Genomic DNA, 23,796 nt, shown 5'->3' with positions numbered 1-23,796 from the left:
ACCAGTGACGTCGGTCGGACGACGGCCGGCGGTGACCCCCAGCCTACCCGGCCACGATCAGGTCACCTGATCGTCGCGCGTCCTCCCCGACCGCCCACGGTGAGGGAGGACGCACTGCGGTGCGGGAGGAGGGCGCGGCTCAGCCCTCGGCGAGCTCGGCGGCGGCCAGCCAGTCGGTCTCGACCTGCTCCTTCTCCGCGAGCAGCTCCCGCAGCCGGCCGTCGAGCTCGAGCACCCGCGCGTGGTCGGTGGCCGCGGCGGCGAGGTCGGCGTGCAGCCGCTCCTCCTCGGTCCCCAGCCTCTCCAGCCGGCGCTCGAGCCGGGCGGCCTCCTTGCGCGCCGCGCGGACCTCGGCCGCCGAGGGCCCGGCGGCGACCGGCGCCGCGGCCGCCGGGGTCAGCCCGCCCCCGGAGGAGGGCAGGACCGCCTCGCCCGCCGCGCGGCGCGCCAGGTACTCCTCGACGCCACCGGGCAGCGCGGCCAGCGAGCCGTCGCCCATGAGGGCCACCACCGAGTCGCACACCCGGTCGACGAAGTACCGGTCGTGGCTGACCACCAGCACCGTGCCGGGGAAGGAGTCGAGCAGGTCCTCGAGCTGGGTGAGCGTGTCGATGTCGAGGTCGTTGGTGGGCTCGTCGAGCAGCAGCACGTTCGGCTCGGCCATGAGCAGCCGCAGCAGCTGCAGCCGGCGCCGCTCACCGCCGGAGAGGTCGCCGACCGGCGTCCACTGCCGCGACGCCGGGAACCCGAACCGCTCGGCCAGCGACGACGCCGAGATCTCCTGGTTGCCGATCCGCGCGATGCGGGCGATCTCCTGCACCGCCTCGAGCACCCGCAGCCGCGCGGGCAGCTCGGTGACGTGCTGCGACAGGTGGGCCGGCGCCACCGTCTGCCCGCGCACCACGCGGCCGCGGTCGGGCTCGGTCTCACCGACCAGCAGCCGCAGCAGCGACGTCTTCCCGGCGCCGTTCACCCCGACCACGCCGATCCGGTCGCCGGGGCCGACGTGCCAGGTCAGGTCCCGGAACAGCGGGCGCGGGCCGTCGTCGGCGGGGACGGCGTAGTCGACGTCCTCGACGTCGTAGACGGTCCGGCCGAGCCGGCGGGCGGCGAAGCCCTTGAGCGCCATCGTCTCGCGCGGCGGCGGCTCGTCGGCGATCAGCGCCTCGGCCGCCTCGATGCGGAACCGCGGCTTGCTGGTGCGCGCGGGCGGCCCGCGGCGCAGCCAGGCCAGCTCCTTGCGCACCAGGTTCTGCCGCCGCTCCTCGGTGACCGCCGCGATCCGCGAGCGCTCGGCCCGGGCCAGGACGTACGCCGCGTAGCCGCCCTCGTAGGCGTGCACCGCGCCGTCGGCGACCTCCCACGTCTGGGTGCAGACCTCGTCGAGGAACCAGCGGTCGTGGGTGACGACGACGAGCGCGCCGACCCGCCGCGTGACGAAGTCGGCGAGCCAGGCCACGCCCTCGACGTCGAGGTGGTTGGTCGGCTCGTCGAGGACGAGCAGGTCCAGCGGGCGGATCAGCTGCGCGGCCAGCGCCACGCGCCGCCGCTCGCCGCCCGACATCGGCGCGACCGGGCTGTCCAGCCCCAGCCGGTCGAGCTCCAGGCCGGTGAGCACGCTGCGGACGCCCGCGTCGGCGGCCCACTCGTGCTCGGCGGCGAACAGGCTCTCCGGCAGGACGACGTCGCGGACGGTGGCGCCCGGCGGCAGGGTGCCGGACTGGTCGAGGACGCCGACGGCGAGGTCACCGCGCCGGGTGACGCGCCCGCTGTCGGGGTCCTCCTGCCCGGTCAGGACGCCGAGCAGCGTGGACTTGCCGCTGCCGTTGCGGCCGACGACGCCGATCCGCTCGCCGGACGCCACGCCGAGCGAGACGTCGTCGAGCAGCACGGTCGTGCCGTGCGCCTTGGACACCCGCTCGAGGTTGAGCAGGTTCAGCGGGGCGCTCACCGTCGGGTCCAGGTCATGGGGTCCCCAGTATCACCGGTCCCCGTCCCGCCCTCCGTCAGGCGGCGGGGACGTCTCCTCCGGGCAGCGCTAGTGGACCGCAAGGGGTCCGCAAGTCGCGTCCGGAGAGTCGACGTCAGCACTCCCCGGCACCACGGGGGCGAGAGCGGAGGACGACATGAGCACCACGGCAGCGGCGCACGACGCGGCGTCACCCGGTCCGGCGCCGGCCGGGCCGCACCTGCGGGCGGTCCCGCCACTGCCGGAGCCGGCCCGGGGGACGACGGCGCCGGGCACGACGGCGCTGTGGTGGGCGCGGCTGCTGCGCCGCGGCCCCGGCCCGGTCGAGCACTCGCTGGTCGCCGTGAACTCCGACCGCTTCCCCGACGGCACCCGCGTGGACATGACCGCGGTCGACGCCCGCGGCCGCCGGCCGGCCGGGTGGCAGGTCGACGTCCGCTTCCGGGCCGCCGACGGCCGGGTGCTCCGGATCGAGGTCGCCGAGCCGCTGGCCGCGCTGTGCCCGCCGATGTGGTTCGCCGAGGTGCACCACGCCTCGAGCGCGCTGCCCTCGACCTCGCTGCTGGCCTTCCGGGGCGCCGCGTTCCGGCCCGGTGCGCTGGTCGGCCCGCACGAGCTGGCCGCCGCCGGCGTCCGCGCCGCCGACCGCATCGGCGAGGTGCGCTGGTGGACCCGCTCGGGCCTGGTCGACACGGTGACCGTGGCGCCGGTGTACCGCCGACGCGGCGTCGCCCGCACGCTGGTCACCGCCGCCGAGGGGCTGCGCTCGCTGCGCGGCTGGGCGCCGCTGCGCTCCGACGGCCGGCTCACCGACGCCGGTGCCGGCTGGCTGGCCGGCGCCCCCGCCCCCTGGCGGCCGCGGCTGGCCGAGCGCACCGAGGTGCTGGCCCCCGAGGACACCGACGAGGGGCCGACCGGCGTCGCCCGCCTGCTGCGCTGAGTCACCGGCCCGTCACCCTCGACGGGCAGAAAGGCGGCGCGCCACCGGATCGCGCCGTCCCGTTCTGCAGCGCGGCCCGGGCCCGCCTAGCGTCGGCCCGGTGCTGCCCGCGGTCCCCTGGTCGGAGGTGGAACGCCGTGCCCGCACCGTCCCCGGCGGACCCGTGGTGCGGTCCGGGGGCGCCGACGACCTGACCGTGCGCGGCCTGGTCACCGACTCGCGCCGGGTGGTCCCCGGATCGCTGTTCGCCTGCGTCCGCGGAGCGGCCAGCGACGGGCACCGGCACGCCGCCGCGGCGGCCGCCGCCGGGGCGGCCGCCCTGCTGGTGGACCGCCCGGTCGACACGGACCTGCCCGTCCTCTGCGTGCCGTGGGTGCGCGCGCACCTGGGCCCGCTGGGCGCCCTGCTGGCCGGCGATCCCGGGCGGCAGCTGGGCCTGGTGGGCGTGACCGGCAGCAACGGCAAGACGACGACCAGCGCGCTCGTCGGCGGCGTGCTGGAGGCCGGCGGTGACCGCACGGGCGTCGTCGGCACGCTCGGCGCCCGGGTCGGCACCCGGTCGCGGCCGACGGCGCTGACCACACCCGAGGCCCCGGAGCTGCACGAGCTGCTGCGCTGGATGGTCGACGCCGGGGCGCGGCGGGCCGTCGTCGAGGCCTCCTCGATCGCGCTGGACCGCGGCCGCCTGGACGGGCTCGACCTCGACGTCGCCGTCTTCACCGGCTTCGAGGAGGACCACCTCGACCACCACGGCACCCTCGAGCACTACTGGGCCAGCAAGGCGCGGCTGTTCGAGCCGGACCGGACGGCGGCCGGCGTGGTCGTCGTCGACGACCCGTGGGGGCGGCGGCTGGCCGACCAGGCCCAGGTGCCGGTGACCCGGGTGGGGACGGCGGCCGACGCCGACGTCCGGGTGCTGGGCTGGCGGACCGGCGCCGCGGGCACCGAGGTGCTGCTGGCCGACGACACCGGCGGGCACCGGGTGCGCAGCCGCCTGGTCGGCCGGGTGCACGTGGGCAACCTGGCCGCGGCCTGGGCGACCGGCCGGGTGCTCGGCGTGCCGGCCGACCGGATCGCCGCGGGGCTGGCCGCGGTGGTCCCGCCGCGCGGCCGCGGCACCGTGCTCGGCGGGTCGGGACGGCCGGTGGTCGTCGTCGACTACGCGCACACGCCGCACGCCCTGGCCGCGGCCATCACCACCTCCCGCGACCTGTGCGGCCCCGGCGGCCGCGTGCACCTGGTGCTCGGCGCCCGCGGCCGGCGCGACCGCTACAAGCGGCAGGGGCTGGGCGAGTCGGCCCGCGCCGCGGACTGCGTGTGGCTGACCAACGAGGGCAGCCACGGGGAGGACCCGGCGGCGATCATCGCCGAGCTGCGGGTCGGCCTGCTCGGCACGAGTGCGGCCGTGCGCACCGTCCTCGACCGGCGGCAGGCCATCTCGGCCGCCGTCCGCGCGGCCGGCCCGGCCGACGTCGTCCTCGTCGTCGGCCGCGGCCACGAGACGCGGGTGCTCGACACCGCCGACCCGCGCGACGCCGTGCACCTCGACGACGCCGAGGTGGCCACCACCGCGCTGATCGCCGAGCACGGCCCGCCGGTCCGCGGTGCCGGCCGCGCCGAACGCGCCTCCTGACGGGTCCCGTCCGCCGGCGGAGGACACGGGCGAGTCTCAGCGCTACGGTCGTCGCTAGTTGAGCCCTCAACCGAGGAGGCCGGCCGTGCCCGCCGTGACCGTCGAGGACACCACCACGCTCCCCCGCGTCCCGCTGCCCGCCCCGGGCACCGTCCGGCGCCGCACCCGGTCGGTGACCACCGCGCCGTCGGGCCTCGAGGGCGAGGGCTTCCCGGTCCGCCGCGCCTTCGCCGGCGTCGACCTGCGCGACCTCGACCCGTTCGTCCACACGGACCAGATGGGCGAGGTCGAGTACGCACCCGGCGAGCCCCGCGGGACCTCCTGGCACCCGCACCGGGGGTTCGAGACCGTCACCTACACCATCGACGGCACCTTCGAGCACGCCGACTCCCACGGGGGTGGCGGCACCATCAGCAACGGCGACACCCAGTGGATGACCGCCGGCGGCGGCGTCCTGCACGTCGAGCGGCCGCCGGAGCACCTGGTGCGGAGCGGCGGGCTGTTCCACGGCCTGCAGCTGTGGGTGGACCTGCCGCGGGCCCGGAAGTGGGTGGAGCCCCGCTACCAGGACCTGCGTGCCGACGTGTCCGTGCTGCTGGCCAGCCCCGACGCCGGGGCGTTCCTGCGGGTGATCGCCGGCGACGTCGGCGGGCACCGCGGCCCCGGCTCGACCTGCACGCCGATGGCGATGGTGCACGCCACCGTCTCCGCCGGCACGACGCTGGACCTGCCGTGGGACCCCTCGTTCAACGCGCTGGTCCACGTCCTGTCCGGCGCCGGCTCGGTGGGCGTCGACGGGGCGCCGGTGCGCGCCGGCCGGCTCGCCGTCCTCGGCCCGGGCGACACGGTGACGGTCCACGGCGCCGTCCACCAGGAGTCGCGGACGCCGGCGCTCGACGTCGTCGTCCTCGGCGGCCGGCCGATCCGCGAGCCGATCGCGGTGCACGGGCCGTTCGTCATGGACTCCCGGCAGGAGGTGCTCGACGCCGTCGCCGACTTCTCGGCCGGCCGCCTGGGCGCCGTGCCCGCCCAGCACGTGCCGCACGCCGCCGTCCGGGGCGGGAGCGGCCGGTGACCACGACCCCCGGTGGCGGCTTCCCCGCGGCCGCCGGGCGCTGCATGCTGGCCGCCACCGGTCGCCGACGCCAGGAGCCGCCCGTGTCCGTCTTCCCGCCCATCCCGCTGGCCGAGTGGGCCGACACCAAGGAGACCGTGCACCGGTTCCTGCAGGTCGTCGGCAAGCTGCGGCTGGCCAACGCCCCGCGGCGCAACCACTGGTGGCACATCCCCTTCCACCTCACCGGCCGGGGCCTCACCACCCGGCCGATGGGCTTCGACCCCGTCTTCGCCGTCGACCTCGACCTGGTCGACCACCGGCTGGAGGTGACCGTCGCCGACGGACGGCGGGCGTCGTTCCCGCTGCCGGGGCTGAGCGTGGCGGCGTTCTACCGGCAGCTGCTGGACACCCTCTCGGCCCTGGGCCTGCCGGCCGGCGTCGATCTGCCGGTCCCGTTCGACCTGGCCGACCGGACCCCGTTCGCCGAGGACGAGCACCACGCGTCCTACGACCCGGCGATGGTGACCCGCTACTGGGTGGTGCTGGGCCAGGTGGCGCAGGTCCTGGAGGAGTTCGCCGGCCGCAGCTACGCCAAGACCAGCCCGGTGCACCACTTCTGGCACACCTTCGACCTCGCCGTCACCCGCTTCTCCGACCGGAGGGTGGAGCAGCCGGACACCGTCGACCCCGTCACCCGCGAGGCCTACTCGCACGAGGTGATCAGCGCCGGCTTCTGGTTCGGTGACGCGCAGGTCCCCGAGCCGGCCTTCTACTGCTACACCGCGCCCGAGCCGGCGGGCCTGGCCGAGGAGCCGCTGCGGCCGGCCGGGGCCCGCTGGATCGACAGCCGCGGGGCCCACCTCGCGCTGCTCCCCTACGAGGACGTGCGGACCGCGGACGACCCGCGGGGTGTCGTCCTCGACTTCCTGGAGAGCGCCTACGCCGCCGGCGCCCGCCGCGCGGGCTGGGACCTCGGCGCCCTCCGCTGTCCGACCGCACCCGAGCCCCGCTGACCCGCCCACCCGCCCGGAGGCCCCGTCATGAGCAACCTCGACCGCCGCCCGCCCGCCCGCGAGCTGGGCGGCCTGGCCGGGACGACCGCCGGCCCGGCCCTCGACCTGCTGCCCGGCCGGGAGGTCGCCCTGGGGGAGAGCACCCGGGTGCGGCGGCTGCTGCCCACGCTGGGCCGGCGGATGGTCGGCGCCTGGGCGTTCGTCGACCACTACGGCCCCGACGACGTCGCCGACGGCCCGGGGATGCAGGTGCCGCCGCACCCGCACACCGGGCTGCAGACGGTCTCCTGGCTGCTGCAGGGCCGGGTGCACCACCGCGACTCGGTCGGCAGCGACGTCGCCTTCGGCCCCGGCGAGCTGGCGCTGATGACCGCCGGGCACGGCATCAGCCACTCCGAGCAGTCGCCGGTGCCCCACCCCCGGTACCTGCACGGCGCCCAGCTGTGGGTGGCGCTGCCCGACGCCGCCCGCGACACCGCGCCCGCCTTCGAGCACCACGCCACCCTGCCGGGCTTCGACTCCGACGGGGTGCGGGCCACGGTGCTCCTGGGCGGGTTCGGCGGGGCGACGTCGCCGGGGACGGCGCACACCCCGATCGTCGGGGTCGACCTGGACCTCGCCGCTGGCGCCGACGTCGAGCTGCCGCTGGAGCCGGACTTCGAGCACGCGCTGCTCGGCGCCTCCGGCGGTGCCGACGTCGAGGGCGCGCCGCTCGCCCACGGGGCGATGGTCTACCTCGGCACGGGCCGCCGGACGGTGCGGATCCGCACCGGGGCGGCGGCGAGGCTGCTGCTCCTCGGCGGCGAGCCGTTCGAGGAGCAGCTGGTGATGTGGTGGAACTTCGTCGGCCGGTCCGGCGAGGAGATCGTCGAGTACGCCGAGCGGTGGAACGCCGAGGACGAGCGCTTCGGCGTCGTCGAGGGCTACGAGGGCGACCGCCAGCTCGCCCCGGCGCTGCCGCCGGTACCGCTCAAGGCCCGCGGACGGGTCCGGTGAGCGTCGACGACCGCCACCTCGGCTTCCTCGCCGAGCACCGCTGGGGTGTGCTGGCCACCGTCAAGCGGGACGGCCGGCCGCAGCTGTCCAACGTCGGCTACGCCTACGACCCGGCGCAGCGGCTGTTCCGGGTGTCGGTGACCGCCGACCGTGCCAAGACCCGCAACCTGCAGGCCGATCCGCGGCTGACCCTGCACGTCTCGTCGCAGGACTTCTGGTCGTGGGTGGCCGTCGAGGGCACCGCGGAGCTCACCGCGGTGGCCGCCGACCCGCACGACGCCGCGGTCGAGGAGCTGGTCGCCTACTACCGCGGCGTCTCCGGCGAGCACGAGGACTGGGACGACTACCGGCGGGCGATGGTGGCCGACCGGCGGCTCGTCGTCCGGTTCACCCCCACGCACACCTACGGCCAGCTCCGCGGCCAGGCCCGGCCCCGGCCGGCACGTCCCCAGCGCGCCGACCCGGGCCCGCCACTCAGGCCGCCGCGGGCTCCTGCATGACGGTGAAGGCCGCGCCCCACGGGTCGGTGAGGACGGCGAAGCGGCCGAACTCGGTGTCCATCGGCGCCATCGTCACCTTGCCGCCGGCGGCCTCGACCGCGGCGACGGTCTCGTCGGTGGAGGAGACGCCGAAGCAGGTGGCCCACCCCTTCGGCGCGCCGGGACTGGTGCCGCCGAGCCCGCCGAGCGGGCGGTCGGCGGTGGCGAAGGTGGTGTAGCCCTCGACCCCGGGGACCTCCTCGTAGGTGAAGCCGAAGACCGCGGCGTAGAACTCGCGGGCCGCGGCCGGGTCGTCGACCGCGGCATCGTTCCAGACCAGGGAGCCGGGCTCGCCGTACACCTGGACGCCGGTGTGCGCTCCCGCCTGCCACAGGCCGAAGGCGTTGCCCTGGGGGTCGGCCGCGACGACCATCGTGCCCATCGGCCCGACCTCCATCGGCTCGACGACCACGGTGCCGCCGGCCTGGCGGATCCGGTCGCAGGTGGCCGCCGCGTCACCGGTCGCGAAGTACGTCGTCCAGGACGGCGAGGCGGAGGGGTCCATCAGGGGGCCGAGGCCGGCGGCCTGGTGGCCGTCCTTCAGCGCGTTGACGTAGCCGCCGAACTCGGGGCTGTCGGCCGTCCAGTCCCAGCCGAGCAGCGAGCCGTAGAAGGCCTTGGCCGCGGGGACGTCGGGCGCGCCGTAGTCGATCCAGCAGGGTGTGCCGTCGGGCCAGGGGGTGTCGCGCGTGGGCATGGTCTCCTCCTCGGGGATCGGGGAGGGCACCGTCCCACCCGGGGCCGACAGTTCTCCACCCCCTCGGCTCCGCGACCGCCGCTCGTGTGCACGTCCGCGGCAGTGCACACGAGGCGGTCAGAAGCGCCCGCCGCCGGTGCGCCCGCGGCTGCGCGAGCCACCGAACCCGCCGCCGCGGGGCCGCCCGCCGCCTCCGCCGCGCCCGCCGCCGAAGCCGCCGCCGAGCCCCCCGCCGCCGTAGCCGCCACCGAACCCGCCGCGGGCGCCGCCGGCCAGGATGCCGCCGAGCACGAGGCTGCCGAGGTCCACGCCGCCCCGCCCGTACCCGCCGCCCCCGTACCCGGGCCCGTAGCCGCCGCCGTACCCGCCACCGCCGTAGCCACCCGACCAGGTGCTGACGTCGTCCTGGGCGAGCTGCAGCGCCTGCTGGGCCAGCTGGTCGGCCACCTGCGCCTCCCGCAGCGCGCCCTCGGGGTCGGTGCGGCCGGTGCCCGCGGCGACGTCGAGGTGGCGCTGCGCCTCGGCCAGCCGGGTGCGCGCGTCCGGCCCGACCGCGCCGCGCCGGGTGGCGATGAAGTCCGCCGCCGCGGCCACCGTCGAGCGGGCCCGCAGCAGCGTCTGGTCGAGCGCGGCGGCGGCCCGGCGGGTGCGCGTCTGCGCGTCGCGGGCCACGGCCAGCGCCTGCTCGAGCGCGAGGTCGGCCTCCTCGAGCCGGCGCAGCGCCGTGACGGGGTCCGGGAGCCCGCCGTCGCCGGGGTGCAGCGCCTCGTCGGCGGCGGCCAGCCCGGCCTCCGCGCGGGCCACCTGGGGGCGCAGGCCGGCGCTGTTCCCGCCGGAGGACAGCAGCGCGCGGGCCTCGGCGAGGTCCTCCTCGGTCTCGGCGCGGACGGCGGGGATGCGGGTGGCGGCGGCCTCGAGGTCGCGCTCGAGCCGGGCGACGGCGTCGAGCAGGGTGCCCACCTGGGCCAGGGCGTCCTCGGCGGCGCGCAGGTCGCCCACCGCCTCCCCGGACCGGCCGGCCTCGAGGGCGGCACGCGCCTCGGCGGCCTCCTGCTCGGCGGCGGCCAGCCGTGCGCGGGCCTGGTCGAGGTTGTCGGCGACCGGAGCCAGCGCCGCGGCGGCGTACCGGCGGCGCAGCCGGGCCATCCGCTCCTCGTCCTGGGGCAGCCGCCCGTGCAGCGCGGTGATCCGCGGCCCCAGACCCTCGAGCACCTGCGGCGCGGTCCGCTCCAGGTCGCGCAGCTGGGCGAACGCCTCGGCCTGGGCGTCGAGCCGCTCGTCGGCGGCCGAGGTCAGCGCCAGGATCTCGGTCACCACGGCGCGCCGGGTCGGCTCGTCCTCGAGCACCTCGTCGTCGAGCCGCTGGCGCAGCGTGAAGGCGCGGGTGAGCTCCTGGCGCGACTGCGCCAGCGCCTCGGCGAACCCGGCCACGGCGGCCTCGCCGTACTGCAACCGCGCGAAGTCGAGGTCCAGCGAGGAGGTCTTCACCGCCTCGTCGAGGTCGAGCAGCGCGGAGCTCGCCCGGCCCTGCAGCTCCTCGGTGGGCACGCCGGCGTACGGGTCGGGCCGCTCCAGCCGGGTGGTGGGCGGCGGCTGCGCCTCCCGGCGACGGCGCCGGGACCGCGCCACCAGGTACGCCCCGCCCCCGACGACGGCGATCCCGCCGACGACGGCGGCGGTGGCCCCGCCCGACCCGCTGCCCGACCCGGCGTCCGGGGACGAGGACGTCGACGCCGCCGTGCCGCCCAGCCCGCCGGCGAAGGCCACCGCCGCCGCGGCCCAGTCGTCGACCGCGAGCTCGGGCTCCACCTCGGTGGCCAGGAACCCGTCGATCTCCGCGGTGCTCGACGGGAAGGCGTCGTCGACCCAGTAGCCGTACTGCCGGTCGTCCACCGCGACGGCGAGCAGCGCGTCGGTGCGGCCGAGCCCCGACGCCTCCGCCGTCTGCCGGGCCCACTCCCCGCCGTCCAGGCCGTCGAAGCCGAGGACGTAGACGACGAACACCTGCGTGCCGTCCTCGGCCTGCCGGTCGTCGATCGCGGCCTGCACCCGGGAGGTGTCGCCGCCGAGCACGCCGGCGACGTCGGTGACCTCCCCGGGCACGGAGGAGGGCGGCTCGGCCAGCGCGGGCCCGCCGCCGGCGAGCCACAGCACCGCCGCGACGGCGAGGACCCCCATCAGCCGGCGCACGGGACCGACCCTAGGCGCGGGACGCCGCCCGAGCAGCCCGGCCGGGTAGGACGCCCCCAACCGGGTAGGGCCCGGTCAGCCCAGCACCCGGCCCGAGGAGGACCCGTGAGCGAGAACGACCGCATCCCCGCCAGCCAGCTGCCCCCCGGGGCGGTGCGCCGGGCGGGCAACTGGGCGGTCGGCAACCGCGACGGGGAGCTCTTCGCCGTCTCGCGGCGCTGCCGCCACCAGCTGGCGGACATGTCGAAGGGCAGCCTCGACGCCGACGGCTGCCTGGTCTGCCCCTGGCACGGGGCCCGCTACGACGTCCGGACCGGGGAGATGGTCCGGGGCCCGCGCGGCTTCCTCGGCTACCACGGCCCGACGCCGGGCTACACCCAGTTCGTCCGCGCCTACAGCCGCGTGCTGCGGCTGCGGGTGAGGAGGGCCCTGCGGCGCGGGGACGACGTCGTCGTGGAGTGACGCCGGCCCCCTGCAGGGGCCTTCCCGGGTCTAGCTAGCGCCGCTCGATCGGGGCGTCCAGGCCCTGGACCAGCGCGTCGCTCTCGGGGTTCGCGGTGCCGGTCGCGGCGATGGCCACCCCCTGGCTGGCGGCGACCTCCTCCGGCGGGCGCGGCCGCAGGAGCCCGTCGCGGATCTCCTCGGCCCAGTGGCAGCTGACCAGGTGGCCGGTGCCCAGCTCGCGCAGGACGGGGACCTCGTCGTCGCAGCGGGTCTCCTGCCGCCACGGGCAGCGGGTGTGGAACCGGCAGCCGCTGGGCGGGTTCGCCGGCGAGGGCAGGTCGCCGGCGAGCAGGATGCGCTCGCGGCTCTCCTCGACCACCGGGTCCGGCACCGGCACCGCGCTCATCAGCGCCCGCGTGTAGGGGTGCAGCGGCTGCTCGTAGAGGACGTCGGACGGCGCCTGCTCCACGAGCGACCCGAGGTACATGACGCCCACGACGTCGCTGATGTGCCGGACCACCGCCAGGTCGTGCGCGATGACCAGGTAGGTCAGGCCCAGCCGCTGCTGCAGCTCCTCGAGCAGGTTCACCACCTGCGCCTGGACGCTGACGTCGAGCGCGGAGACCGGCTCGTCGGCGATGAGCAGGTCGGGCTCGAGCGAGATGGCCCGGGCGATGCCGATGCGCTGCCGCTGGCCGCCGGAGAACTCGTGCGGGTAGCGGCGCAGCGCCGCCGCGGGCAGGCCGACGGCGTCGAGCAGCGTCCGGATCCGCTGCGCGATGCCGGCCTTCCCCCCGCCGAGCCCGTGCGCCTGCAGCGGCTCGGACAGCAGCGACTCCACGTCCTGCCGCGGGTCGAGGCTGCCCAGCGGGTCCTGGAAGACCATCTGCATGCGCCGGCGCATGTGGCGCAGCGGCTCACCGGACAGCGCCGCGACGTCGGTGCCGTCGAAGACCACCCGGCCGGCGGTGGGCTCGACCAGCCGGAGGACGGCGCGGCCGAAGGTCGACTTCCCGCAGCCGGACTCCCCCACCAACCCGTAGGTGGTGCCCCGGTCGACGGTCAGGTCGACGCCGTCGACGGCGCGGACGTGGCCGACGGTGCGGTCGAAGAACACGCCGCGCTTGATCGGGAAGTGCACCTCGAGGCCCTCGACGCGCAGCAGGGGCTCGCCCGCGGCGGTCACCGGGCAGCTCCCGAGGCGGTGGCCCCGGCGGGGGCCGGCGGGTGGGTGAGCGGGTGGCGGCAGCGCAGCTCGCGCCCCGGCCCGTCGTACTCCAGTGGCACGGTGCTCCCCGCGACCTCGGTCAGGCAGTCGTCCTGGGCGTTGTCGCAGCGCGGCGCGAACGCGCACCCCTCGGCCCACGGGATGGCGTCGCGGGCCGAGCCGCGGATCGGGTGCAGCGGGACGCCGCGCGCGCCGTCCAGCCGGGGCACCGAGGCGAGCAGGCCCCCGGTGTAGGGCTGCCGGGGGCGGGCGAACAGGTCGTGCCGGTCGGCGGACTCGATGATCCGGCCGGCGTACATGACGTGCACGCGGTCGCACAGCCCGGCGACCACGCCGAGGTCGTGGGTGATCATCACCAGCGCCGTCCCGGAGTCGACGACGAGCTCGCGGAGCAGCTCGAGGATCTGCGCCTGGATGGTCACGTCCAGCGCGGTGGTCGGCTCGTCGGCGATGAGCAGCCGGGGCGAGCAGGCCAGCGCCATCGCGATGAGGGCGCGCTGCCGCATCCCGCCGGAGAGCTGGTGCGGGTACTCCCGGAGCCGGCGCGCCGGGTCGGGGATGCCCACCCGGTCGAGCAGGTCGGTGGCCTCCGCGGCCGCCTGCTTGCGCGACATGTCCCGGTGCTCGACGAGCACCTCGGTGACCTGCGTGCCGATCGACACGGTCGGGTTCAGCGAGGACAGGGGGTCCTGGAAGACCATCGCCATGTCCGCCCCGCGCAGCGAGCGCAGCGTCCGGTCGGAGGCGCCCACGAGCTCGCGGCCGTCGAAGCGGACCGACCCGCCGACGCGCACCCCACGCCGGGGCAGCAGCCCCATGATCGCCAGTGACGTGACCGACTTGCCGCACCCGGACTCCCCGACCAGGCCGATCGTCTCGCCCGCGGCCACCGAGAAGCCGACGCCGTCCACCGCGCGGGTGGGCTGCTCGCCGCGTCGCGAGAAGGTGACCGTGAGGTCCTCCACCTCGAGCACCGGGAGGTCCCCGCGCGCGGGGCCGTCGGCCGGCAACACCTCCATCGTCACGCCGCGCTCACCTCCGGAACTTCGGGTCGAGGGCCTCCCGCAGCGACTCCCCGAGCAGGGTGAAACCGAGCGCGACCACGATGATGCACAGCGCCGGGTAGACGGCCAGCTCCGGGCGGATCGAGAGGAAGTCCTGGGCGTTGGACAGCATCGCCCCCCACTCCGGCCGCGCCAGGTCGGGGTCGCCGAGGCCGAGGAACGACAGCGCGGCCGCCTCGATGATCGCCGTCGCCAGCGACAGCGTCGCCTGCACGATCACCGGGGACAGCGAGTTGGGCAGCACGTGGCCGAGGACGATGCGCCCGCGTCTGACCCCGAGCGCCCGGGCGGCGAGGGCGTAGTCGCTGCCCCGCTGGGCGAGCATCGACCCGCGCAGCAGCCGGGCGAACACCGGTACCTGGGTGACCGCGATGGCGATCATCAGCGCGTACTGGTTCTGCCCCAGCAGCACCGAGATGCTGATCGCCATCAGCAGCCCGGGGATCGACAGCAGGATGTCGACGAACCGCATGACCACGGTGTCCACCCAGCCGCCGAACGCGCCGGCCAGGACGCCCAGCGCCATGCCGACGGCGGCGCCGAGGACGGTGGACACCACGCCGATCAGCAGCGACTGCCGCGAGCCGTAGACGAGCCGGGACAGCGTGTCGCGCCCCAGGTTGTCGACGCCGAGGGGGAACCCCTCCCGGCTGCCGGGGATGAAGCCGGGCCGGATCTCCGACAGCAGCGTCTGCGCCAGCGGGTCGCGGGGGGCCAGCAGCGGCGCGAAGGCCGCCACGACGAGGAAGGCCACCACGATGACCGCGCCGGTGATCGCCACGGGGTCGCGGCGCAGGCGGCGGACGGCGCTCTTGGTGAGCGAGACACCGCCCTCGCCCTCGGGCACCTGACCGGCCCGCGCCGCCAGCTCGTCGATGCGGCGCCGTCGGACGTCGCCCACCGCGGTCATCTGACCCTCACTCTCGGGTCGAGCAGGCCGTAGGAGATGTCGACCAGCAGGTTGACCAGCACGTACACGATCGCCAGCAGCAGGATGAACCCCTGCAGGATGGAGAAGTCGCGGGCGAAGATGGCGTCGCGCAACGCCGAGCCCACGCCCCCGAAGGCGAACACGGTCTCGGTGAGGACGGCGCCGGAGAGCAGCAGGCCGGTCTGCAGGCCGATCGTCGTCGACACCGGGAGCAGGGCGTTGCGGATGACGTGGCGGCGCCGCACCGTCTGCGTGGCCAGCCCCTTGGCGTTCGCCGTCCGCACGTAGTCCTCGTTCACCACGTCGAGCACCGACGCCCGGGTGATGCGGACGATGATGGCCAGCGGGATGGTGCCGAGCGCGATCCCGGGCAGCACGAGGTGCGCCATCGCGTCCCAGGCGGCGTCCCACTCCCGGGTCAGCAACCCGTCGAGCACGTAGAAGCCGGTGACGCGCGTGGCCTCGATGCGCACGTCCTGGCGGCCCGAGCCCGGCAGCCAGCCCAGCTCGACGGCGAAGAGCAGCCGGAGCAGGTAGGCGAGGAAGAAGACCGGGATCGCCACGCCGAGCAGCGACCCGATGACCGACGTCGAGTCCAGCCAGCTGCCGTGCCGGCGGGCGGCGAGGTAGCCCAGCGGCACCCCGAGGCCGATGGCGAAGACCATCGCGAACAGCGTCAGCTCGATCGTGCCCGGGAACCGCTCGAGGAACTCCTCGGTGACCGGGCGGCCGGTGCGCGCGGAGACGCCGAAGTCGAGGGTGAGCGCGCGGCCGAGGAAGCGCAGGTACTGCACGTAGATCGGCTGGTCGAGGCCGAACAGCTCGTTGTAGCGGGCGATGGCCTCGGGGGTGGCCCGCTCCCCCAGGGCGGCCTGGGCCGGGCCACCGGGGAGGGCCCGGAGCCAGGCGAAGAGCAGGACCGACAGGCCCAGGAGGATGGGGACGAGCTGCAGGAGCCGTCGGACGATGAAGCGGAGCACGGCGCTCGGTCAGCCCTTTCCTCGTTCCGACGTCACAGCGTTCGTCCCGCCGGCGGCTGCCAGCCGCCGGCGGGACGAACGAGGGTCAGCCGCTGATCGAGACGGTGGAGAAGACCTCGGCGGTCAGCGGGCTCGGCTCCAGGCCGCTGACCTCCTCCGAGACGACCAGCGCCGGGGGCGAGTGCGAGATCGGGACACCCGGCAGGTAGTCCATGATTCGGCGGTTGGCCTCCTGGTACAGCTCGGTGCGGTTGCCCGCGTCCGGCTCGGCGTCGGCCTGGGCGAGCGCCTCGAAGATCTCCGGCGCGCTGAACGCCCCGAACTCCGCCGACGCCTGGCCGTTCGACGCCTCGGCGAAGAAGGTGCCGATGAAGTTGTAGGCGTCGTTGTAGTCACCGGTCCACCCGAGCAGGTGGATGTCGGCCTGGCCGGCCTGCACCGCGTTCAGGTAGTCCGGGTTCCACGGCAGGGCGACCGGCTCGATGGTGAAGCCGGCGTCGGTCAGGTTCTGGCTGACGACCTGGTAGATCGCGGCCGGGTCCGGCAGGTAGGGCCGGCTGACGTCGGTCGGGTAGTAGAACCGCAGCGTCGTCCCCTCGGCGCCGGCCTCCTGCAGGAGCTGGCGGGCACGCGCCGGGTCGTACTCGTACGCGGTGACGTCGTCGGCCCAGCCGTCGACCGTCGGTGGCATGAACTGCGTAGCCGCCTCGGCCCCCTCGGGCAGCAGGGAGCTGACGATCGTGTCGCGGTCGATCGCGTGCGCGATCGCCTGGCGCACCCGTGGGTCCTGCAGGGCGGGGTTGGCGTTGGTGCCGGGGACGTTCCCCCCGTTGAAGCCCAGGTACAGGATGTTGAACGGGTCGCGCACCAGGACCTGGAAGCCCTCGTCCTCGAGCGTCTGGTAGTCGGCCGGGGCGACGAAGTCGTAGCCGTCGATGGACCCGGCCTGCAGCTCCTGCCGGCGGGTGTTCTGGTCGGAGATGGTGCGGAAGATGATCTCGTCGAGCAGCGCGGGGTCACCCCAGTAGTCCTCGTTGCGGACGATGGTGACCTGGCCGTTGCCGCGGTCCCAGCTCTCGAACCGGAACGGGCCCGTGCCGGTCGGGTGCTCGAGGGCGTACTCGGAGTAGGTGAGCGCGTCCTCGCTGCCGGAGAGGTTGTCCGCGTCGTACTCCTGCAGCGCCGTCGGGCTCTGGATGGAGAACGCGGGCAGCGCGAGCGCGGCGGGGAACTTCGAGGTGACCTGGGTCAGCCGGATGACCGCGGTGTTCTCGTCGGTGGCCTCGCAGCCCTCGTAGATGCTCGGGGTGTCCGGCGTGCTGGCGAAGCCGCCGAAGACGGCCTGGTAGTAGTACGAGGCGCTCGGGCTCTGGGCCAGGCCCTCGAAGTTGTACCAGCGGTCGAAGTTGAAGCAGACCGCCTCGGCGTTGAAGTCGGTGCCGTCGTGGAACTGCACGCCCTGGCGCAGGTTGAAGGTGTACTCCAGGCCGTCGTCGCTGACCTCGTAGTCCTCGGCCAGCTCGGGTACCGGCTCGGTGCCGCCGAGCTCGTTGCCCAGCAGGCCCTCGTGGATCTGGCGGGCGATCCGGAAGGTCTCGCCGTCGCTGCCGAAGGCCGGGTCGAACATGGCCGGGTCACCGGCGGCTCCGAACACGAGGGTGCCGCCGGACTCGGCCTCGCCCTCCGCTCCGCCACTGCCGGAGTCGCGGTCGCTGGAGGCGCAGGCAGCCAGGGTGACTGCGGTGAGCGCGGCCGCCGAGGCGGCCAGCACACGTGGGGGTCGACGCTGCATCGCGGAAGACCTGCCTTCTCGACCCGTCGGGGCCGGATGAGTTCTGCGACTGGGCGCCGTGTGGCGGAAGAACCACACGGACGTGCGTCGGACCCTAGGGCCGCCCCGAGGACGGTCGTGAGCCGTGCGAAGTCATCGACACCATCCTGTGACCTTGCCGGACCGTGCCCGCGACCAGCGGGGACGGCTCCGGGTGGCGCCTCAGGCGTCGATGCGGCGGCGGCCCTCGAACGCCCGGCCCAGCGTGATCTCGTCGGCGTACTCGAGGTCGCCGCCCACGGGCAGACCGCTGGCCAGCCGCGACACCGTCAGCCCCAGCGGGCCCACCAGGCGGGCCAGGTAGGCCGCCGTCGCCTCGCCCTCGAGGTTGGGGTCGGTGGCGAGGATCAGCTCGGTGACCGAGCCGTCCATGAGCCGGGTCATGAGCTCCTTGACCCGCAGGTCGTCGGGGCCGACGCCCTCGATCGGGCTGATCGCCCCGCCGAGCACGTGGTAGCGGCCGCGGAACTCGCGCGTGCGCTCGACCGCGACGACGTCCTTGGGCTCCTCGACGACGCAGATGACGTCGTCGGCGCGGCGCGGGTCGCGGCAGATGCGGCACTGCTCGGCCTCGGCGACGTTGTAGCAGGTCACGCAGAAGCGGACCTCGGCCTGGACGCGCTGCAGGGCGGCCACGAGCCGGCCGACGTCGGCGGACTCGGCGGCCAGCAGGTGGAAGGCGATGCGCTGGGCGCTCTTGGGCCCGACGCCGGGCAGGCGGCCGAGCTCGTCGATGAGGTCCTGGACGGCACCCTCGTACACGGTGCTCCTCGGTGGATGAGGTGGGGCACCCCGGCGCGTGCCGGGGTGCGGGAGATCAGGCGCCGGGCAGGCCGGGGACGCCGCCGCCCCCGGGGAGGCCGCCGCCGGGGAAGCCGCCCCCGAGGCCGCCGGCCAGCGGGCCCATGCGGTCGGCGGTCAGCTCGCCGGCGAGGCGGGAGGCGTCGCGGACGGCGGCGACCACGAGGTCCTGGAGCGTCTCGAGGTCGTCGGGGTCGACGGCGGCGGGCGCGATCGTGACGGCGGTCAGCTCACCGCTGCCGGTCATCGTGGCGGTGACCAGGCCCCCGCCGGCCGAGCCGGTGACCTCTTCGTTGGCCAGCTGGTCCTGCGCCGCGGCCAGCGCCTGCTGCATCTGCTGGGCCTGCTGGAGGATCGCCTGCAGGTCGGGCTGGCCACCACCGGGGAACATGACCCGAGCCTAGGCCGAGGCGCCGACATCCGGGGGACGGCGACCCCCGCAGCGGTGGTCAGGAGTCGAGCGGCCGGGCGCCGAGCTGGGCACGCAGCAGCGCCAGCGCCGCCTGCTCGGGGTCGACGGCCGGCACGTGCTCCCGGCCGCCGTCGTCGGAGGCCTCCGCGGCCCGCTCGGCCATGAGCTCCCGCGCCTCGGCGGCCTCGGCGGCGCGCGCGGCCTCCCGGGCCACCTCGGGCGTCACCGCGGTCCCCGGCGACCGGCCGGTGGCGCCCTCGACGACCGCCTCGACCTTCCACCGCACCCCGAGCAGCTCGTTGAGCGCCTCGCGCAGCACGTCCTTGTTGAGGTCGTCGCCGATCCGGCGGGCCAGCGCCGGCGAGGCGGTCGACAGCGTGAGCACGCCCCCGCGCAGGTCGTGCACCTGGGCGTTCTTCAGCAGCGCCTCGGTCGTGCGCTTGTGCCGCTTGACGACGGCGAGCAGCTCCGGCCACACCCGGCGGACGTCGCCGGTGGTCAGCGCGCCGTCGGCGGCCCCGGCGATCCCCCCGGGGTTCGCCGACACGACCGGTGTCGGCTCACCACCGCGCGGGGCCGGCGTGGACTCGGCCGCGGCCCGCGGAGGTGCGGCGGGCGGGCGCGGCTCGGCCACCCGGGCCGCCGCGGCGCGGGCGGCGGCCGGCTCCGCGGGGTGCGGCCACTCCTCGTCGTCGGTGGGCTCCGGCGGCAGCGGGACGTCCGGCTCGTCCGTCGCCACGCGCACGCCCGGCCGCTCCCCCGGCGCCGGCGTCTGCGTCGGCGCCGCAGCGGGGGCCGGACGGCTCGCGCCCGAGCCCGGGGCGGTCGGCTCGGGCCAGTCGTCGGCGGGAGCGGCCAGGACCGGAGCCGGGCGGGCGGCACCCGAGCCGGGCGGCGTGGTCTCGGGCCAGTCGTCGTCACCGACCGGCCCGGGCGGCGTGGTGGCCGGGCCGGCCGCGGCGGCCGGCTGCGAGGCCGCGGCCGGCTCCGCAGGCGGGACCGGAGTGGCCGGCGGCGCGGCGGGCGCCTCGGCCGGTCCCGCGACGACGGCGGACCCCCGCTGCGAGGGGCGGACGTACTCCCGCCGCAGCGCACCCGGGCGCTCGGCCGCGGCCGGCTCGTCGCGGACGGGCGCCGGCCGCGCGGGCTCCCGCACCGGCGCGACGTCGGCGAGGGTGTCCGTCCCGCCACCGCCCCCGGCGATCGACAGCCGGCGCTCCAGCCGCTCGAGCCGCTGCAGCGTGGCGACGCTCGAGCCGTCGGTGCCGGGCAGCAGCATCCGGGCGCAGACCAGCTCGAGCAGCAGCCGTGGCGCCGTCGTCCCGCGCATCTCGGACAGCCCGTCGTGCACGGTGTCGGCCAGCCGCGACAGCGTCGCCGAGCCCAGCGCCCGGGCCTGCTGGACCATGAGGTCGAGCCGGTCGGGCGGGCAGTCGAGCAGGCCGTTGCCGCCGGCGTCGGGCACCGCGTCGAGGACGATGAGGTCGCGGAGCCGGTCGAGCAGGTCGGTGGCGAAGCGCCGCGGGTCGTGGCCGGCCTCGATCACGCGGTCGACGGCGCGGAAGACGCCGGGCGCGTCGGTGGCGGCCAGCGCGTCGATGGCCTCGTCGAGCAGGGCGTCGTCGGTGACACCGAGCAGGCCGACCGCGCCGGCGTAGGTGACGCCCTCGGGCCCGGCGCCGGCCAGCAGCTGGTCGAGGATCGACAGCGAGTCGCGGGCCGACCCGCCGCCGGCCCGCACGACCAGCGGGAAGACCGTCGGCTCCACCTGGACGCCCTCGGCGGCGCAGGTCCTCTCCAGCAGACCGCGCAGCGTCGTCGGCGGCACCAGCCGGAACGGGTAGTGGTGCGTGCGCGAGCGGATCGTCGGCAGCACCTTGTCCGGCTCCGTCGTCGCGAAGACGAAGACCAGGAACTCCGGGGGCTCCTCGACCACCTTGAGCAGGGCGTTGAAGCCCTGCGTGGTGACCATGTGCGCCTCGTCGACGATGTAGACCTTGTAGCGGCTGTTCACCGGGGCGAAGAACGCGCGCTCGCGCAGGTCGCGGGCGTCGTCGACACCACCGTGGCTGGCCGCGTCGATCTCGATCACGTCGAGCGAGCCGGGGCCGTCGGGGGCCAGGGCCACGCACGAGCCGCACACCCCGCAGGGGGTCGACGTCGGCCCCTGCTCGCAGTTCAGCGAGCGGGCCAGGATCCGCGCCGACGACGTCTTGCCGCAGCCGCGCGGGCCGCTGAACAGGTAGGCGTGGTTGATCCGCCCGCCGTCGACGGCGTTGACCAGCGGGGTGGTCACGTGCTCCTGGCCGACCACCTCGGCGAAGGTCGCCGGGCGGTACTTCCGGTAGAGCGCCAGAGCCACGCGGCGAGGTTACGTGCCCGCACCGACGTCCCGGCAGTACCGGGACGCCCGGCTCGTCACTTCGTCAGGCGCAGCAGGAACTCGACCTGGCCGCGGTCCTCGACCCGCACGAACCCCAGGTCGGGGGCGTCGATGCCGAAGTCCGCGAACACCACCGGGACCGCTCCGGAGACGTCCACGCCCTCGGCCGTGCGGACGACGGCGAGGTCGGCCTGCACCGGCCGCGTCGTGCCGGCCAGCGTGAGCTCACCGGTGACCGGCACCGTCACCGGCGTCCCGGTCAGCTCGGGGAGGTCCACCGGCCCCGGCACGGTGAAGGTGGCCGTCGGGTGGGTCGCGACGTCCATGATGTCCGAGCGGAAGTAGCTGTCCCGCTGGCCGATGTCGGTGCGGATGCTGGCGACGTCGACGATCACCTCCGCCGCGGCCATGTCGCCGCCCTCGACGAGGACCGAGCCGGTGACCTGGTCGGTGGTGCCCGCGACGGCGACGTCCGCCCCGTTGAGGACCTCGTCCACGCGGTAGCCGGCCGACGAGCCGGGCGCGACGGTCCAGCTGCCGTCGGTGTCGGCGGCGAGCTCGACCTCGGAGGGCTGGGCCTGCACCGTCGGGGCGGCCGCGGCGTCCTCCCGGGTGGCGGCGTACAGGAGCGGCCCGATGCCGAGGCCGAGGGCGAGGAGCGCGACGATCCCCCCGACGATCCACCACGTGCGGCGACGACGGGCCACGGCGACTCCTCCCCTTGACGGTTCAAGCAGACAAGCGCACGAACCTGGCAGCAGCCTGTGAACCACGGGCCCGACGGGCGGGTCCGGGAAGCAAGGGACCCCCCGCGCACCCGCCAGAGCCCGCTTATCCTTGCTGCCTTCCGGCCCTGGGGAGGTTCACGGGGTGACGCCACACGAGGGGTCTGCCTCCACTGTAGAGGACGCCGGCCGGTAGCCTCACGCCCCATGACGCCCCGGCGCGCCCTCGTGCTGCCCCCGCCCCGCTCCTGACCCGGAGCACCGCGGGCTGATCCCCGTGCGGCCGGCGCCCGAGCGCCCGGCCGCACCTGCGCCGTGCTCCGGACCCGCTGCCCGTCCGGAACCCAGCGCCCAGGAGCGTCATGTCCTCCCGCCCGACCGCGGCCCTCCGCCGCGCCTCCCGCACGACCCGGTCCGCCCCGGCCGACCGCGGACTGCTGTTCGTCGCCCTCGCCGCCGTCTGCTGGGGCACCTCCGGCACCACCGCCTCCTTCGTGACCGCGCGCACCGACCTGGGCCCGCTCGACGTCGCCTGGTACCGCATGGCCGTCGGCGCCGTCGTGCTCGGCCTGGCCCACGTCCTCGGCCGCGGCCGGCGCGAGGACACGCCTGGCCCGCTGCCCTGGCCGGCCGTCGTCCGCCTCGTGCTGGTCGGCGCCGGGCTGGCGGTCTACCAGCTGGCCTTCTTCGCCGCCGTGGAACGGGCGGGGGTCAGCATCGCCACCCTCGTGGCGCTCGGCCTGGCGCCCCTCCTCGTCGCACTGGGCGCCGTCGCGCTGGGACACGGCCGCCCCGACCGCACCACCGCGGTCTGCCTCGCCGTGGCCCTCACCGGGCTGGGCCTGCTCGTCAGGCTGAGCGCCGGTGTCGACGGCGGGACGGCGGTGCTGCTCGGTGCGCTGCTCGCGACCGGGTCGGCCCTCGGCTACGCCGTGGTGACGCTGGTCAGCGCCGGGGTGCCCGCCGGCGTGCCGGTGACCCTGGTCGGCTTCGGAGGCGCCGCGCTGCTGCTCACGCCCGGGGTGCTGGCCTCCGGGCTGGGCACCACCGCCGACCCGGTCGCGCTGCTCCTGCTGCTCTACCTGGGCGTGGTGCCGAGCGCCCTGGCCTACGCGCTGTTCTTCCGCGGGCTGCGGACGGTGCCCGGGCCGGTGGCCTCGATCGTCACGCTGGTGGAGCCGGTCACCGCGGCCCTGCTGGCCGCGGCGCTCCTGGGTGAGCGACTGCCCCTCGGCGCCCTGGCCGGCGGGGTGCTCGTGCTGGCCGCCGTGGCGACCCTGTCGTTGCGGAGGATGGGAGATTCGAACTCCCGAGGGGTTGCCCCCAACCCGCTTTCCAAGCGAGCGCCATAGGCCACTAGGCGAATCCTCCTGTGCGGGCGATCCTAGCGGGCGGCGCGACGGAGGTCAGCCGGCGCCCCGGGACGTCGCGGGCACGCCCCGCGCCGTCCCGGGTGGTCCGGCGGGGCGGCACGGGGCAGGCTGACCCACCAGGGGAGCGCGTGGTGGCACCGCGGGACCCCGGCCCGGCGTCGAGACCGAGCGCCGACACGATCACGAGGAGGCAGGACGGATGAGCGAGCCGCAGCGGGTCCGACCAGAGGTCGTGGAGGCCATCGTGACCGTCCTGCACGGCGCCGACCCCGCAGACCTGCCGCCCTCGGCGACCCGCGAGGAGAAGGAGGCGGCCAAGGACCGCTACCTCTCCGAGTTCGTCGCCGAGCGCAGCAAGCGCGACCGCCAGGCACAGGCGTGGGAGCTGCTGCTGACGCGCAGCTACGACGAGCCGCCGACCTGGGCGCGGCTGTTCGACGACCTGGCCCCCGAGGCGGTCGAGCAGCTCGGCGAGCTCTACGACGTCCTGCCCTCGGGCGCGCAGGAGGAGTACGCCCGCCGGTTCGGTGTGCCCAGCAGCGTGTGACCTGCAGGTTCAGCAGGACCGCACCCGGGGGTAAGGGCCTCCG

20 protein-coding genes, 1 tRNA gene, 1 other RNA gene and 1 pseudogene are annotated in these 23,796 nt (G+C 76.0%); 9 read left to right on the top strand and 14 right to left on the bottom strand.

Features of this window, described 5'->3' with window-relative positions; genetic code table 11:
- Window positions 1-139: 139 nt before the first annotated feature.
- Window positions 140-1,951, bottom strand: coding sequence for an ABC-F family ATP-binding cassette domain-containing protein (locus tag JOD57_RS14655; RefSeq protein WP_204692689.1), 1,812 nt, complete (start codon window positions 1,949-1,951; stop codon window positions 140-142).
- A 175-nt stretch (window positions 1,952-2,126) separates the two neighbouring features.
- On the opposite strand from JOD57_RS14655, the gene JOD57_RS14650 reads away from it, so the two are divergent.
- The 6 genes from JOD57_RS14650 (at window position 2,127) to JOD57_RS14625 (ending at window position 8,108) form a co-directional block, all read left to right on the top strand.
- On the top strand, window positions 2,127-2,909 hold the full coding sequence (locus JOD57_RS14650) for a hypothetical protein (RefSeq protein WP_204692688.1): 783 nt from the start codon (window positions 2,127-2,129) through the stop codon (window positions 2,907-2,909).
- Between the two features lie 100 nt (window positions 2,910-3,009).
- Window positions 3,010-4,542, top strand: a complete 1,533-nt coding sequence (locus JOD57_RS14645) for a Mur ligase family protein (protein ID WP_204692687.1) — start codon at window positions 3,010-3,012, stop codon at window positions 4,540-4,542.
- A gap of 85 nt (window positions 4,543-4,627) precedes the next feature.
- Window positions 4,628-5,617 (top strand): pirin family protein, encoded by a 990-nt coding sequence (locus JOD57_RS14640; protein WP_204692686.1) that lies wholly within the window; start codon window positions 4,628-4,630, stop codon window positions 5,615-5,617.
- Window positions 5,614-6,612, top strand: coding sequence for a DUF5996 family protein (locus JOD57_RS14635; protein WP_307824689.1), 999 nt, complete (start codon window positions 5,614-5,616; stop codon window positions 6,610-6,612). The genes JOD57_RS14640 and JOD57_RS14635 overlap by 4 nt, the downstream gene beginning before the upstream one ends.
- A 27-nt stretch (window positions 6,613-6,639) precedes the next feature.
- A complete protein-coding gene (locus JOD57_RS14630; protein ID WP_204692685.1) occupies window positions 6,640-7,608 on the top strand; it encodes a pirin family protein in 969 nt (322 codons plus the stop codon).
- Window positions 7,605-8,108, top strand: coding sequence for a PPOX class F420-dependent oxidoreductase (locus tag JOD57_RS14625; protein WP_204692684.1), 504 nt, complete (start codon window positions 7,605-7,607; stop codon window positions 8,106-8,108). Before JOD57_RS14630 ends, JOD57_RS14625 begins: the two co-directional genes overlap by 4 nt.
- On the opposite strand, the gene JOD57_RS14620 is transcribed toward JOD57_RS14625, so the two are convergent.
- Together JOD57_RS14620 and JOD57_RS14615 are read right to left on the bottom strand one after the other, a co-directional pair.
- Window positions 8,083-8,844 (bottom strand): VOC family protein, encoded by a 762-nt coding sequence (locus tag JOD57_RS14620; protein WP_204692683.1) that lies wholly within the window; start codon window positions 8,842-8,844, stop codon window positions 8,083-8,085. The two genes, JOD57_RS14625 and JOD57_RS14620, sit on opposite strands and share 26 nt — an antisense overlap.
- 117 nt (window positions 8,845-8,961) lie before the next feature.
- Window positions 8,962-11,034 carry a TPM domain-containing protein gene (locus JOD57_RS14615; RefSeq protein ID WP_204692682.1) on the bottom strand — a complete coding sequence of 691 codons (2,073 nt, stop codon included), beginning with the start codon at window positions 11,032-11,034 and terminating at the stop codon, window positions 8,962-8,964.
- A gap of 105 nt (window positions 11,035-11,139) precedes the next feature.
- On the opposite strand from JOD57_RS14615, the gene JOD57_RS14610 reads away from it, so the two are divergent.
- Window positions 11,140-11,496 carry a Rieske (2Fe-2S) protein gene (locus tag JOD57_RS14610; protein WP_204692681.1) on the top strand — a complete coding sequence of 119 codons (357 nt, stop codon included), beginning with the start codon at window positions 11,140-11,142 and terminating at the stop codon, window positions 11,494-11,496.
- 34 nt (window positions 11,497-11,530) lie between these two features.
- On the opposite strand, the gene JOD57_RS14605 is transcribed toward JOD57_RS14610, so the two are convergent.
- The 10 genes from JOD57_RS14605 to ffs all read right to left on the bottom strand — a co-directional run bounded on the left by JOD57_RS14605 (window position 11,531) and on the right by ffs (window position 22,001).
- Window positions 11,531-12,664: an ABC transporter ATP-binding protein gene (locus tag JOD57_RS14605; protein WP_204692680.1), complete on the bottom strand. Its 1,134-nt coding sequence runs from the start codon at window positions 12,662-12,664 to the stop codon at window positions 11,531-11,533.
- Window positions 12,661-13,725: an ABC transporter ATP-binding protein gene (locus tag JOD57_RS14600; protein WP_204694862.1), complete on the bottom strand. Its 1,065-nt coding sequence runs from the start codon at window positions 13,723-13,725 to the stop codon at window positions 12,661-12,663. Before JOD57_RS14600 ends, JOD57_RS14605 begins: the two co-directional genes overlap by 4 nt.
- A 13-nt stretch (window positions 13,726-13,738) precedes the next feature.
- A complete protein-coding gene (locus JOD57_RS14595; RefSeq protein WP_204692679.1) occupies window positions 13,739-14,680 on the bottom strand; it encodes an ABC transporter permease in 942 nt (313 codons plus the stop codon).
- Window positions 14,677-15,681, bottom strand: coding sequence for an ABC transporter permease (locus JOD57_RS14590; RefSeq protein WP_204692678.1), 1,005 nt, complete (start codon window positions 15,679-15,681; stop codon window positions 14,677-14,679). Before JOD57_RS14590 ends, JOD57_RS14595 begins: the two co-directional genes overlap by 4 nt.
- A gap of 85 nt (window positions 15,682-15,766) precedes the next feature.
- A complete protein-coding gene (locus JOD57_RS14585) occupies window positions 15,767-17,473 on the bottom strand; it encodes an ABC transporter substrate-binding protein (protein ID WP_204692677.1) in 1,707 nt (568 codons plus the stop codon).
- A gap of 201 nt (window positions 17,474-17,674) precedes the next feature.
- Window positions 17,675-18,274 (bottom strand): recombination mediator RecR, encoded by a 600-nt coding sequence (recR, locus tag JOD57_RS14580; RefSeq protein WP_204692676.1) that lies wholly within the window; start codon window positions 18,272-18,274, stop codon window positions 17,675-17,677.
- Window positions 18,275-18,329: 55 nt separating this feature from the next.
- Window positions 18,330-18,704 (bottom strand): YbaB/EbfC family nucleoid-associated protein, encoded by a 375-nt coding sequence (locus JOD57_RS14575; protein WP_204692675.1) that lies wholly within the window; start codon window positions 18,702-18,704, stop codon window positions 18,330-18,332.
- A gap of 58 nt (window positions 18,705-18,762) precedes the next feature.
- A complete protein-coding gene (locus JOD57_RS14570) occupies window positions 18,763-21,087 on the bottom strand; it encodes a DNA polymerase III subunit gamma and tau (protein WP_204692674.1) in 2,325 nt (774 codons plus the stop codon).
- A 56-nt stretch (window positions 21,088-21,143) separates the two neighbouring features.
- On the bottom strand, window positions 21,144-21,815 hold the full coding sequence (locus JOD57_RS14565; protein ID WP_204692673.1) for a YceI family protein: 672 nt from the start codon (window positions 21,813-21,815) through the stop codon (window positions 21,144-21,146).
- A gap of 90 nt (window positions 21,816-21,905) precedes the next feature.
- An RNA gene (ffs, locus tag JOD57_RS14560) (signal recognition particle sRNA small type) lies at window positions 21,906-22,001 on the bottom strand.
- Between the two features lie 194 nt (window positions 22,002-22,195).
- Here ffs and JOD57_RS14555 point away from each other — a divergent pair.
- Window positions 22,196-23,056: pseudogene (locus JOD57_RS14555) on the top strand (DMT family transporter); the annotation flags it as partial.
- Between the two features lie 63 nt (window positions 23,057-23,119).
- Here the strand turns inward: JOD57_RS14555 and JOD57_RS14550 are convergent.
- A tRNA-Ser gene (locus tag JOD57_RS14550) sits at window positions 23,120-23,204 on the bottom strand.
- Window positions 23,205-23,405: 201 nt separating this feature from the next.
- Here JOD57_RS14550 and JOD57_RS14545 point away from each other — a divergent pair.
- Window positions 23,406-23,753 (top strand): hypothetical protein, encoded by a 348-nt coding sequence (locus tag JOD57_RS14545; protein ID WP_204692672.1) that lies wholly within the window; start codon window positions 23,406-23,408, stop codon window positions 23,751-23,753.
- Window positions 23,754-23,796: the final 43 nt, after the last annotated feature.

The sequence above is a fragment of the Geodermatophilus bullaregiensis genome (assembly GCF_016907675.1).
GTDB classification, from domain to species: Bacteria; Actinomycetota; Actinomycetes; order Mycobacteriales; family Geodermatophilaceae; genus Geodermatophilus; species Geodermatophilus bullaregiensis.
This window is presented reverse-complemented; position numbering and strand designations above follow the sequence as displayed.